Raw genomic sequence first — 12,118 nt, 5'->3', positions numbered from 1 at the left:
GGTTCATGGACGCTCTCTAAGGGGAGTATGAGTCCGACAAAGACCCCTGTCTGCAGCTATCCGTGTATTTCAGGAGGAAACCGGGTTCAGCAAAAGAGCGGAAAGTTCGTTGCGGCTTGGGCTTTCCAACTCGACTGTGCCCGTCGAAACTTAGCAGCAACACCTGTGAACTGGAATGGCCGCCACCTTCTAAGCAACTTATAGTGATTCCGGAGATCGACCGCGGCGCATGGTTTACGACTGCAGAAGCGGCGATTTTCATCCGACGGAGCAACAACCGCTGCTGGGCAGAATCGTCGAGCGCTCGCCGGCGGTGAGGCAATACCCGCGGTCATCCACTTTGGATCCAGGTCACTGTAGTTCACGCCGCACGTAGATTTCGCCAACGGCACTGAATCACAGATCGTCTAGAGCGGTGAAACGCGGTTCTTCAAATACCGACACTGGGATAGCTGACGAGATGCCGACCTTATGATGCTTAATCCGGTGTGGGTGAGACACTGACGATTCTCGGGTACCGCTAGGTCGGTGAGGGCAGAGATCAGTCTTTGTTCTTGCGATACTTATCGGGCCCACCACCTTGAGTCTGTTCAACGCGCGCAACATTCGGTTTCGCAGTTGGGTTGAGGCGGCGCGCCTCTGCGATCCCTTCGGCCTGAGTACGCGTGAGTGCTGACGCCTTTTTCCCACCGTCTGCTATAACGGCATATCCTTCTTCCCTGGGTTCCACGTTATACACCTTTTTGGTAGCCATACGCCCCTCATTCCGAATCGATTTTGAGTCCAGGAGGCATAGCCCACCTGTTCGCCGATGATACCAGCGATCGAGCGATGTGATCCGATCGACTCTTTGCCGGGCCTAATTTACATAGGGTGCTTGAACACCACAAGGCGAAGCTCACCGAGACCTATGCTTGAGTGCACAACAATATGCGGGACTGTGATGGCCTGACAGGGCAGAATGCCCACAGACGTCGGGCCGCAAGCGGACGAGTGGTAAATTTGCTTTTTCCTTTGGCAGTTGTGGCTCTCGCCATCTGCTGGTCCTCTCTCGTTTCATCGATATCGTGCCGATTCTATCGTCGCCATTCGGTATTCGAGTGCCCCATCAAAAGGATAGCCATCATGCGGGGTTCAAATGCATAGTGACATGTCTTAGTAGGCATAAAGTGTCATGCGCGGTTCTTCCTGCCCGCCGTATTCTGCATCATCCGAACATCCTTGAACTAGCTGAGGCACTCGGTCTGACTGAACCACTCGACGGTATACAGACCTGTGATGTCCCGTTTTTTGGATCCGGCCCTGCTGGCTTGGCTGCCGCCGTTTATGCTGCCTCCGAAGGTCTGAGCACCATTGTGATCGAGGGCACTGCTCCAGGCAAGCTATTTTCGACACCTCCTTTGGGACAGGGTAAGCATGTCGTGAGAACATGCTGACATGACCGCCCAATGGAATGAGGAGAAGCCTCGGCAACGCCAGAATCGCGAGCGCTGGAACTTTAAATGCTGGCAATCGGGACCGAATAGCCTCGTTCTAATTTTGTTTCGGCTCACCTGTGATCGATTGCGTTTTCCTTCCATCAGGATGAATGCCATGATGGCTTCAAGGCTGGGCTGGCTGCTTGTGTTCCCCCTCATCCCTCTTTCGGCACATGGATCGTGGCCGAAACCGGATCAACTAGATCATCGTGCTTGGGCGGTTCGTGATGGCGCCCCGTCGGGGGTCAGCCGTTTTGCCGAAGCCAGAGATGGAACCCTGTGGCTTGCTGCCGATTCTGGCCTCTATCACTTCGATGGTATCCACTTCACGCTGTTCGAACCTGGCGCAAACGAACCTGCCCTCCCAGGAACCGCCATCTCTTGGGTATATGTTTCCCGTGATGACACTCTCTATGTGGGGTTCTGGACCAGTTCCAACGTAGCAGCGATACGTGGAGAACATGTTCAGATCTATGGAAAAGAATCTGGACTTGCAAGCGGTTCAGCCGTTATGTTTCGTGAAGACGCAGATGGACGCATGTGGCTAAATGCTGCAGGCAAGCCGATGTATCTGAAGGGCGGTCAGTGGGTCGAACAAGCCTCAGATCACGTTTTCCCCGTTGGAGTCGATAGATTTGCGGACCTGTTCTTTGATTCTCAGGGAACTGAATGGGTGACTGATGGCAAACAACTCTACTTCCTGCGACGAGGCGAAAATAAGTTCAGACCCTGGACCGAACCGATTCCTAACGCCGTCGCGTTCCTTCAGGCACCCGATGGAAGTCTGTGGGTAGCGCGACAGATCTCGGAGCCCGGGAAAGCTGCTGTGAGCCGCTTTGCCGACCAGCGGGGAAATGCAGTTGTCGGACCGCAACTGAAACTTGATGTGGCACGCTACGGCATCTTCACCGGAGATGGCGCTCTATGGGTTGGAAACGGTAGAGAAGGGCTTTTGCAGGCGAGATTTTTGCGGACAGAGGGGTCAAGCGACATCGCTGTCTCGGAAGCACCTGCACTGTCAAGATTCGACCACTCGGGTGGACTTAGTTCGAATGGCGTCAACACTATGTTTCAAGATCGGGCCGGTAACGTTTGGGTGGGAACTGATGATGGTATTGATCGTTTTAGCCTACCTACGTTCACTCCTTTCACGGACAGAACGCTGGCCGATGAAGTGGTCATCTCGAGCTGTCCAAATGGGGACGTCTGGTTCGGTGACACCGCTTCACCTTTGATCTCGGTTCACGGAGACGCGTCTTCTCTGCACGGCGATAATCGGTATCTAACGGAGATCTACTGTGATCAACAGAACGTCGTTTGGTTCACCGATAGGAAAGGCTTCTGGCAGTATCGAGACGGTGCTTTCCGTCCGTTAGCCACTCCAATTGGCATCACCGGAACCGATATTCGGCGATTGACCGGTGCTAGTGAACACCGCATGTTTGTGAATGTCCGCAATAGTGGAGTCTGGCTTCTGCAGGATGGTGCATGGAGCAAGATTCTTTCACCTACCGATGGATTCTTTGCAGATCACCACGGCGACCTCTGGCATTCTGAAGACGAGGGTGTAGTGAGGGTGTGGAATAACACGGGCGATCGTACCATTCCCTTCGATAACTCATCTGGTTTGGGAATAACCTGGGTTTTTTCCGAAAGCCGCCGCTGGGGTCTTGTCGCGGGTGGATTACGGGGTGTTGCAATTCTGCGTGGCGAACACTTCCATAAGATTCTGGCGCTAGATGGCACTGCCCTCAACGGTGTCACAGGAATTCTTGAAGGCGCGAGTGGAGACCTTTGGCTGAATGGAGCTCGCGGAGCTGTACGCATACCCGCAAAAGAGATCGACGAGGCGCTGCGAACGCCCAGCTACCGGATGTATACGGAGGTATTCGGTGGAGACCGCGGTATTGAGGGACCAGCAGCACAGGTTAAGGGCATGCCAACCGCAGTTGCTGATGGCTACGGTCGCCTTTGGTTCTCCAACGAATCGAGAATCACACATGTCGATCCAAATCTTCCACTCTTACCCGCACCCAGCCCAACTATGAAGATTATGGGCGCCACGGTGGATGGGGTGCCCCAACGCGCCGAGAACCCGACTTGGAGATTTGGTAGAAACACCTTGCGCATAGGCTATTTTGGAGTTGATCTAACTCGACCGCAGGATGTGCTCTACCGGTACAAGCTGGAAGGTGTCGATCGAGATTGGCAGAATGCAGGCGAACGGACAGAGGCGGTGTACACAAGTCTGCGGCCAGGGAAGTACGTTTTCAAGGCATCTGCATCGAATCAGCGGAACATATGGAAAGATGCAACGCCTTACACTTTTACAATTACCCCACAGTTTTACCAAACTCGTTTGTTCTTGACCTTTTGCATTTGTGCGTCGTTCTTTACGCTTTGGTGTACGTGGACCGCTCGACTTCGATATTTAGCAGCACGAATTAGGGAAAGATCTGACGAAAGAGCAAATGAGCGTGTACGTGTGGCTCGTGATCTGCATGACACGCTGTTGCAGGGGGTCACCGCACTTATGTGGCGTGTCAATACAGCGGCCAGGGCAATTCCCGAGGGTGAGAAGGCAAGGCTTCTGTTGGAAGATGCGGTAAGTTCTGGGGAGCGAATCTTAGATGAAGGTCGTGAAAAGCTGCAGCAACTTCGCGGAAAAGGTGAGCTTTCCTTAGCCGATGAACTAACGAATGTTGCGAAAGATCTCAACTGGGAAGGCGCTGTTGCGTTTGAGGTCTCCGTTAAAGGTAATCCTCGTTCTCTGAGAGACGAGGTGCGGGATGAGTTGTATTGGATTAGTCGGGAGGCGATCACTAATGCTTTTCGGCATGCGCGAGCAACACAGATTGAGGTCGTGCTTCGATATGAAGCTGCCCGGCTCCTTGTGGAGTGTCGAGACAATGGAGTCGGCTTTGATGTGGCTGGCCATCAAGAGAAGCCAGCGGATGGACACTGGGGCATCTGTGGTATTAACGAACGGGCGCAACGGATCAGTGCCAAATTGACTTGGTCAAGCCGTAAAGCGGAAGGCACTAAACTCGAAGTCGATGTTCCAGCCCGAAGGGCTTTCTTGACTACTCGCTGGTTGCGTTAAGCCGGATCTAGCTTTCGAAATAGCTGAAAGCTTCGGCTCGCCGGAAAATCTGAATTTTGATGAGAACAAGCCGCCCCAAGAAGCTAGGCGGCTTATTCTCATCCGGCAGTCATCAAAAGAGTCAGTGGACCGAGCTAACAGTTCTGTAGGGAACTCAGGTCTATGACGAAACGAAATCTCACATCGGCTTTTCTTAGACGCTCGATCGCTTCATTCACATCCTGGATCTTGATCACCTCGACTTGCGGAAGGATTCCATGCTCAGCGCAGAAGTCCAACACTTCTTGGCTATCCGGAAGGCTTCCAATCATTGAGCCGGCCAGACTAAGTCCCTGTGCAGCTAGTGACAGATTGTTAAGTGGTTCACTGTATGGCCCTAGCAACGCCATAGCGGTCATGGTTGCCTTTCGCTTGAGCAGACCGAGATAGGGCGCAACATCGTAAGCGTTGGGGATCGTCGCTAGAATGTGGTCAAGTGATTTAGCGTGCTCTTTCATGTCCTCAGGGTTGGTAGACACGATCACATTCGTGGCACCTAGCTTTAGGGCCGCTTCGCGCTTCGACTCGTGCGTTGTGATCGCCGTTACCTCAGCTCCCATTGCCTTTGCAATCATGATTGCGATGTGTCCAGGACCGCCGATACCCGCAATGCCGATCTTGGCGCCGGGCTTGAAATTGAAGCGTTTTAGAGGTCCGTATACTGCGACGCCAGGACACAACAGAGGAGCCGCGGCAGCCAAATCCATGCCCTCTGGGATACGCAGGACAAAGTCTTCGCGCACAACGATATTGCTGGCATAGCCTCCGAACGTGTTGTGGGTCGACCCGTTGGGATACAGATATCCGTTGTACGTCAAGGTTGGACCATGAGGTCCCGAGCAGTGGTTCGCTTCACCTTCCAAGCAGGGTTCGCAGGAGCGGCAGCTATCGATCATGCAGCCTACACCCACAACGTCACCGACCTTGAATTTACTTACATCCGCCGCGATTGCTTTTACTCGTCCGACAATCTCGTGGCCCGGAACACATGGGTACAGCGTTAGCTTCCATTCGTCGGCGAGAAGATGAACATCTGAATGACAGACGCCACAGAAGAGAACATCGATCAGAACCTCATTGCCTTTAGGAGCATCTCGCTCAAACTGTGTGCGGGTAAGCCTGTTTCCAGGCGTTTTGCCGTCAGTCCCATACCCAACAGCGGGTATTCTCGTCGTATCTGTTATCTCTGTTTCAGCCATTTTTATCTCCTTGTAACTCTCAAATGCCTTGCAATGATGACTGCTCGCTCAGTTTGAGCGGCCCGACGAATGGAGCGCAGTGAATTAGTCCGAACGCTCGTGCATCTTCCCTCGAACTCACAATAGCGACCTTAAGCACTCGGCGAAACAGCATTCTGGAGGGTAAGTTTCCAACTCTTTGGGTGCGCGCAAAGTCATCTGGGTGAGAGAGAGGTACGGAACTCAAAGTGAAACTCGGGGCTTTAAGGCAGCATTGACGGCCTTGCCATGCGGCATACGGGTTAGCCACGTCAGAAAGGGCCGGACATAGCCCCCCCCAAATTGACTAGAGGGTTTACCTCGTTCAACAGCAGCCAAGGGCGATAAGATGGTGGCACCTCAGAGTGCGGAGACCGCTGCTCGATGCTTGCGAACCGCCAAATCCGATTTCGTACCTTCTTCCAATCGGGCCGTGGACACCTCTCGGGCGTTCGATCTGTTCATTCGTCGTCGCACCAGTCGGGTCCGGAACCAGGTTCTCGAATACGTGCGGCAAGAGTTCAGGCCATGACGATCAGACTTCCATCTTGCCTTGTAATGCCCCGGAAAATGACCCATACTCTTTTCTGGATTTGGTTCTTCTGTACACCTTTGGTTTTGAGGGCATCTGAGCCGCTACGCCTTACACAGCTTGATCACGCCTCTTGGACCATCAAGGATGGCGCACCTCTCGACATCCGAGCTCTGGTTCAGGCGGATGATGGAACGATCTGGCTTACCGCTGGGAATGGGCTCTACAACTTCAACGGCGTGACATTTACACCTTTCCAATTCCAGCAAAGCGATCTTCAAGTTCCATTCTCGATCTTTGAAGACCGAATGAACGACCTCTGGGTTGGCTTTGGCATTCGAGGAATCGCGCAGATAAGAAATCACATCGTTATTCGAACCTACGGCGAAAAGGACGGTTTTCCCGCTGGCACCGTCAAATGGATTGCTCAGGATCCTAACGGAATCATCACTGCTGTCGCAGGAGGTCAGATCGTCCAGCTTCGCGCAGGCAAATGGGAAAACCCTACGGCCAGCCTTGATTTGGGATCGGATGTACAAAATATCTTCTTCGATCGGAGCGGGACGTTGTGGGCGGCTACAACAACATCTATATGGAAGCTACCCGCGGGCGATCATAAGTGGCAGAAAGTAGAGGCAGCGGGTGGGTTCGACACCTTCTTCGCTGAAGGCCCGGATGGTAGCGTTTGGGCGCAAAATCAGCCGGTCGAGCCTGTCCAAAGCTTCACCCGTCGCATATGGAAGGGTGATCTGGTTCAGATGCCTGACCGCATTCGAACCTATGGCTTTCAGATGGCTTTCGATTGGGGCGGCCTACTCTGGATGGGATCCCCTAACAAGGGACTCATCAGGATTCTTCCAGCGCAAACCGCGATGAAGACAGAAGGGCACAAAGAAGCAGACGATTTCACTGTAGAGCACTACACAAGTTTGGACGGTTTAAGCAACAACACCGTGACTACCATAATGCAAGACCACGATGGAGATCTATGGGTGGCGACAGCCGGAGGGCTAGATCGTTTTCGAAGACCCAACTTGGTGAGGTTCGTGGATAGGCCAACGGACTACGGGAACGTTCTTGCCCAATGTCCGAACGGAGAGTTGTGGCTTGGTGTCCAAGAATCAAGCGCAATTTCGATGCGGGACTCTGTCCTGACGGAACATGGTCCGAAACGCGAGTTTTACTCAGCCCACTGCGATGCGTCAAACGTAGTATGGGTGACAGGTCATCAGGGGCTCTGGCGCTACTCGGATGAAACCTACAAGGTTGTTCCCCCGCCGGCGGGTATTCTCCCGGAATTTGTTCGACAACTCGTAGGTCCGGGCGATCATCTTCTCTATGTGTCTTTGACCCGCAATGGACTTTGGCGGTATTCGGATGGGTTGTGGACACGGATAGCCGTGCCCAACCTCCCCGATATAACGCCGACTTCGCTTTTGATGGATGGCCAAGGTCGATTATGGACCGGATACCTTGACAATCGAGTTGCTGTTCTCGTTGGTGATCAGGCGCGAGTGTTCTCGGGAGACAAAGCGAAGCCCCTTGGAATGATTCAAGTTTTTCTTGAAAGTCCGTCTGGTATGTTCGTTGGCGCCACAAACGGCCTCGCAGTTCTGAGAGGCGATCAATTGGAGACGCTTCAAACTGTCGACCAAGTCGACGTGCGAGGTATTTCCGGTCTGCTTCAATCTGCGAACGGGGACCTCTGGCTAAATGGATTGCGGGGCATTGTTCATATCGCGGCGACTGAGTTGGCGGAAGCATTGAAGTCGCCGGGCTATCAAATGCGGTCGGATCTGATGTCCGAAGCTGGAATCGTTGGTCCTTCTCCGCAGGTCTTGGAGGTGCCTTCGGCCATCAAGGATCTGCACGGAATGCTTTGGTTTTCAACAACGAATAGTGTCGTTTCATTGGATCCGTCAGCCATCAAGAGCAGCACGGAGCCGCCAAACGTAACCGGAATGGCAATGACTGTTGACGGACAACCCTTGCCTAGCGGAAGCCGGATCAAGCCCGGCTACCATACGCTGAGAATCTCCTATTTTGGGGTGCACGTATCCGCACCAGAAAAGGTCACCTACAAGTATCAATTAGCCGGAGCCGATCAAACCTGGCAGGATGTTGGTAGGCGCACGGAAGCGGTATACACAGGACTGAGGGCAGGAAAGTATAGGTTTTCTGTAATCGCCTCAAACGGAGAGGGGGTCTGGAGTAAGACCAACGATTCCTTACAATTCACGGTTCTCCCGTCGTTCTATCAGATGCCAACATTTGTAGTCTCTTGCGTGGTCCTCGGGATCGGTCTGATTTGGCTGGCCTACGGAGTCAGAATCCGTTCTCTATCAACGGCGATCCGAACGAGGGAGGTAGTGCGCGCTGACGAGCGTATCCGCATAGCGCGCGACCTGCACGACACACTCTTGCAGGGTGTCCAGGGCTTAGCGCTTCGTTTTGGCGCCGCCACTAAGCAACTGCCCTCCGGAAGCCGCGTTCGCGAGTCCTTGGAGGCTGCTCTGATTTCGGCCGACCGGCTTCTAGAAGAGGCGCGAAATCGCGTTAGTAGCCTCCGGGCACAGATTTTGACTCAGCAGGAGCTGATCGAGGGTTTGCGATTTATCGCAGATGAGCATAATGAGCAGAACCAGACACGATTCCGGATTGACGTCGAATGCTCGGTTGCGAAAGTCAGCCCTTCCGTCTGGGGAGAGCTGTTCTACATAGGGCGGGAAGCGATCACAAACGCCCTTCGCCATTCTGACGCTTCCGAGATCTCCGTTTCGCTGCGGTGTATATCGAGAGCCGTCATATTCATTGTCTCGGATGATGGGTCAGGATTTGACATTGCCGCCTATCAGGGAGCGCCGACGAATGGTCATTGGGGTCTCCATGGAATGCAAGAGCGTGCAGAGGCCATGGGAGCAACCTTCAAATGCGTGAGCAAGCGCAACGTCGGCACTGAAGTGACGATCGTTGTTCCCATGCGTTGGAATTACCTGAAGGGCGCGTTCTGAGCTGGGACTTACCTGGTCGAAAAGTATCCACGGTCCATAGCTATCATCACAGCATGAGTCCTGTCGTTCGCCCCCAGCTTCGAGAGGACATTTCGAACATGGCCTTTGACGGTATCTTCGGAGATCCTCAGGCTGACGGAGACAGCCTTGTTCGACTTTCCTGTGGCAATGCAGCGCAAGACATCAAGCTCCCGTCCCGTGAGCTCGTCGGTACTGATGTGTGCGGCAATCTCGTGTGCTATCTCTGGTGGGATGTGCTGATGACCCGCGTGTACTCGTCTAATGGTTTCCACAAGATCGTTCCGAAGCATCGATTTGAGTAGATAGCCCCTTGCACCGCTCTTGAAGGCTCGAGAAGCGTTAACGTCGCCTGCATAGGTCGTAAGCATGACGATTCTAGCTAATGGGAACTCCTTCAGGAGAGCGGCGGTAGCGGCGATGCCGTCCATCTCGGGCATTCTAAGATCCATTAGAGTTACGTCTGGCTGATACTTCCTAAACTCCTGAATGGCATCCCGGCCATTTGCCGCTTGCGCGACCAGTTCCATGTCTGTCTCTTCGGCAATCGTGGAGGCAATCCCGTCTCGAATCAGATGATGGTCATCCACACAGAGAATCTTGATGCGACGATCAGCGCCCATAATCTTCACCTCGCGTACAGACGTCTTTCACAGACGACTCTTTTCAAACTCTTAGGGACACGTCGTAGTCGTCTAATGCGACGATACACCTGAAGTTCCCGCGAGTCCCCCCTCTAAAGTGTTGCCTGTCCTCGCTCCTCATCACGGGAACGCAAATACAACACTATCGCCGTCACCTGCTGGGCAGGAGGCGCTTGTAACAGCCGTTCTCAAACCCAACACTGCGTATTTCGAGGAATCTCGAAGTCTTTCGACTATGCCGCGACCTTGGGCAGATTCGTAGAAACCCACTCGTGAACACGAAAAAGCCGGGGTGAAACGGAGAAAACCCTGCAAGCTCGGCGAGAGGAGGGGGGTATGTCTCCCCTCCCTCAATTGAGTGCAATCTTCTCCCAGTTTGTGACGTTTCGCTATCTGTGGGATTGTCCGAGACTGAAGAAGCTCCAAGTGAACCGAAGACAGTCCTTGAACCGACGTCTCCGCGGCGGAATCTTGGAGTCAAAGAGAGGTGCGAATGAGTTTCCTCAACACAGACGATGGCACGCGGATTTATTTCAAGGATTGGGGCGCGGGGCAACCCATCGTGTTCTGCCACGGATGGCCTCTTTCCGCAGATGCTTGGGACGCGCAGATGCTCTTCTTTGGTTCACAGGGATATCGGGTCATTGCGCATGATCGTCGCAGCCATGGACGCTCCGATCAAACCTGGGGTGGCAATGACATGGATAGGTATGCAGACGATCTTGCCGAGCTGCTCATAAAGCTAGATTTGAAAGATTCGGTTTTAGTAGGGCACTCAACAGGCGGCGGCGAAGTCGCACGGTACCTGGGGCGGCATGGATCGGCTCGGGTTAAGAAAGCCGTCCTTATAGGGGCTGTCCCGCCTGTGATGGTTCAGTCCGAAGGAAATCCAGCCGGACTCCCAATCACAGTGTTCGATGCAATGCGCGCAGCGGTCAGCAATGATAGATCGCAATTCTTCCTTGACCTCTCAACACCTTTCTACGGATTCAATGTGCCGGGTGCCAAGGTCTCGGAAGGCTTGAAGGAAAGCTTTTGGTTACAGGGGATGCTCGGCGGGCTCAAGGGTGAAGTTGACTGCATAAAGCAGTTCTCCGAGACAGACTTCACTGAAGATTTGCGGCGCATTGATGTGCCGGTCCTGGTGATGCATGGGGGCGCCGACCAGATCGTTCCAATCGCCGACTCTGCTGAGCTATCCGACAAACTCTTGAAAAACTCGACACTTAAGATTTACCCGGGATTTCACCACGGAATGTGCCAAACCCATGCAGAGGTTATCAACCAAGATCTTCTGGCATTCATTGAGTCGTAGCAAAGTCATCTCGCTCGTCTTGTATGAAAAAGAAGAACGGCAACAGCAACCTGGCACCACGAAGTCGCATTCCCAAGGAGGCTCATCATGTTCAGCGATGTCTTACCCACACACCGAGCGACAAACACAAAACGATTTTCCGCAGTGTTCATGGTAGTGGTGGGCGTGGCGGCTATGTTCGCTCCTTTGGCTACTGGAATCGGTGTTTCCATTCTGGTCGGTATGGTGACAATTCTGGCTGGTTTTGCCTACGCGATTTTCGCTTTTGCAGCTCGTGGATCGGGAACATTCCTCTGGCGTGTGCTAGTGAGCGCGGCCTTTACTGTAGCGGGCTTATACCTTCTTACGCATCCGTTACTAGGCATAGTGACGCTCACACTGCTGATCGCGGTGATCTTTCTTGCCGAGGGGATTGCAGAGCTTGCCTCGTACGCCAGCCTCCGATTCCTGCCGCACTCCGGCATCCTTCTCGTCAACGCCATCTTCTCGCTGCTACTTGCGTTGCTCATCTGGCGGAACTGGCCATCGAGTTCCGCATGGGCGATTGGTACCTTAGTCGGGGTCAACCTAATCACCACTGGTGTAACAAGACTCGCGTTTGCGCCTCTGTGATCAGAGTACTCGCAGATCAGGATGGTTAACCACTAACCAGGTATCCAGACCGATCGCACCCATCCTTGTGCGAGAGCACAACCACGCCGAAAAGTACGCCAACAGCTTTGTGGTTCTTGGGCATACGCACACGCGCATGTATCACCAAC

7 protein-coding genes are annotated in these 12,118 nt (G+C 53.5%); 4 read left to right on the top strand and 3 right to left on the bottom strand.

The window, feature by feature from the left end; all coding sequences use genetic code 11:
- Positions 1–541: 541 nt before the first annotated feature.
- Complete coding sequence (locus tag OHL20_RS01280) at positions 542–754, bottom strand: DUF2188 domain-containing protein (protein WP_263381410.1); 213 nt, start codon at positions 752–754, stop codon at positions 542–544.
- Positions 755–1,437: 683 nt separating this feature from the next.
- On the opposite strand from OHL20_RS01280, the gene OHL20_RS01275 reads away from it, so the two are divergent.
- Complete coding sequence (locus OHL20_RS01275; protein WP_263381409.1) at positions 1,438–4,581, top strand: sensor histidine kinase; 3,144 nt, start codon at positions 1,438–1,440, stop codon at positions 4,579–4,581.
- A 134-nt stretch (positions 4,582–4,715) separates the two neighbouring features.
- Here the strand turns inward: OHL20_RS01275 and OHL20_RS01270 are convergent, their stop codons facing one another.
- Positions 4,716–5,819: an NAD(P)-dependent alcohol dehydrogenase gene (locus tag OHL20_RS01270; RefSeq protein ID WP_263381408.1), complete on the bottom strand. Its 1,104-nt coding sequence runs from the start codon at positions 5,817–5,819 to the stop codon at positions 4,716–4,718.
- Between the two features lie 546 nt (positions 5,820–6,365).
- On the opposite strand from OHL20_RS01270, the gene OHL20_RS01265 reads away from it, so the two are divergent.
- Positions 6,366–9,380: a sensor histidine kinase gene (locus OHL20_RS01265; RefSeq protein WP_263381407.1), complete on the top strand. Its 3,015-nt coding sequence runs from the start codon at positions 6,366–6,368 to the stop codon at positions 9,378–9,380.
- 8 nt (positions 9,381–9,388) lie between these two features.
- Here OHL20_RS01265 and OHL20_RS01260 read toward each other — a convergent pair whose 3' ends face one another.
- The gene (locus OHL20_RS01260) at positions 9,389–10,021 is read right to left on the bottom strand and encodes a response regulator (RefSeq protein WP_263381406.1); all 633 of its coding nucleotides are present in this window, start codon (positions 10,019–10,021) and stop codon (positions 9,389–9,391) included.
- 514 nt (positions 10,022–10,535) lie between these two features.
- On the opposite strand from OHL20_RS01260, the gene OHL20_RS01255 reads away from it, so the two are divergent.
- Entirely contained in the window at positions 10,536–11,357 is an 822-nt protein-coding gene (locus OHL20_RS01255; RefSeq protein WP_263381405.1) for an alpha/beta fold hydrolase, read from the top strand.
- An 87-nt stretch (positions 11,358–11,444) separates the two neighbouring features.
- Positions 11,445–11,969, top strand: a complete 525-nt coding sequence (locus OHL20_RS01250; RefSeq protein WP_263381404.1) for an HdeD family acid-resistance protein — start codon at positions 11,445–11,447, stop codon at positions 11,967–11,969.
- Positions 11,970–12,118 lie beyond the last annotated feature (149 nt).

The sequence above is a fragment of the Granulicella arctica genome, assembly GCF_025685605.1.
GTDB classification, from domain to species: Bacteria; Acidobacteriota; Terriglobia; order Terriglobales; family Acidobacteriaceae; genus Edaphobacter; species Edaphobacter arcticus.
Note: the sequence above shows the minus strand (reverse complement) of the source record. Positions and strands in the feature narration are given on the sequence as shown.

Excerpts from the sequence above, each read along its gene's own strand:
- OHL20_RS01280 (WP_263381410.1), bottom strand. The coding sequence starts at position 754 with ATGGCTACCAAAAAGGTGTATAACGTGGAACCCAGGGAAGAAGGATAT.
- OHL20_RS01275 (WP_263381409.1), top strand. The coding sequence starts at position 1,438 with ATGACCGCCCAATGGAATGAGGAGAAGCCTCGGCAACGCCAGAATCGC.
- OHL20_RS01270 (WP_263381408.1), bottom strand. The coding sequence starts at position 5,819 with ATGGCTGAAACAGAGATAACAGATACGACGAGAATACCCGCTGTTGGG.
- OHL20_RS01265 (WP_263381407.1), top strand. The coding sequence starts at position 6,366 with ATGACGATCAGACTTCCATCTTGCCTTGTAATGCCCCGGAAAATGACC.
- OHL20_RS01260 (WP_263381406.1), bottom strand. The coding sequence starts at position 10,021 with ATGGGCGCTGATCGTCGCATCAAGATTCTCTGTGTGGATGACCATCAT.
- OHL20_RS01255 (WP_263381405.1), top strand. The coding sequence starts at position 10,536 with ATGAGTTTCCTCAACACAGACGATGGCACGCGGATTTATTTCAAGGAT.
- OHL20_RS01250 (WP_263381404.1), top strand. The coding sequence starts at position 11,445 with ATGTTCAGCGATGTCTTACCCACACACCGAGCGACAAACACAAAACGA.